The sequence below is a fragment of the Paenibacillus sp. P46E genome, assembly GCF_001909095.1.
In the GTDB taxonomy this organism is placed as follows: domain Bacteria; phylum Bacillota; class Bacilli; order Paenibacillales; family Paenibacillaceae; genus Paenibacillus_AQ; species Paenibacillus_AQ helianthi.
Window position 1 is genome coordinate 1 of the sequence record NZ_LVYZ01000016.1, and the last position, 724, is coordinate 724.

The following is a 724-nucleotide window of genomic DNA, read 5'->3' on the forward strand; positions in this document are numbered from 1 at the left end:
AAATAAAAATTACCCATATTTAAAGAGTACTACTCACCAAAGTCTAGACCCTGATGTTAAATCGAATATTATACAAAATATAAAGGCGTTATTGCTAGCTAATATATCAGTTTATTTTATTTTTGGAACAGACAATTTATTATTATCTCTATTAACGCATGTTAGTATAGTAGGGATATATTCAAATTACACTTTGATATTTAATGCTGTTAAAGGGTTTATGTCACAAGTCTTTGTAGGAACTACAGCTAGTTTTGGGAATCTATTGGCCTCTGATGCAGGATTAGAGGAAGCAGATAGGATTTTTAAGATAATGTTCTTTATAAACTTCTGGCTTTCGACTTTTTGTAGTGCCGCTTTATTGCTTTTAATTAATCCATTTATAAATTTATGGATTGGTAGTAGTATGTTACTTTCTGGATTAATTGTGGTAATATTAGTTTTTAATTTTTACTCGGACACTATGAGAAGTGCGGTAGAATTAGTCAAAAGTGCGGCTGGCCTTTACAGTCCATATCCTTTTTTTAAATACTGGATAGTTGTTGAGGCAATACTAAATTTATTATTAGCCATAATTTTTGCTGGTGGATTAAAAATGGGCATGACGGGAATATTTTTAGCTACTTCAATAAGCACTTTCATACCAACATATATTATTCCATGGAATATTTATAAATATGTTTTTGGGAAAAGTTCTAAAGAATTTTATTTAAAACATATACTC

General features: G+C 29.6%; 1 protein-coding gene. It reads left to right on the top strand.

Annotated features, from left to right (window positions below; all coding sequences use genetic code 11):
- Positions 1 to 724: lipopolysaccharide biosynthesis protein (locus A3849_RS32710; protein ID WP_372237744.1), on the top strand; the 724-nt coding region annotated here is incomplete at both ends.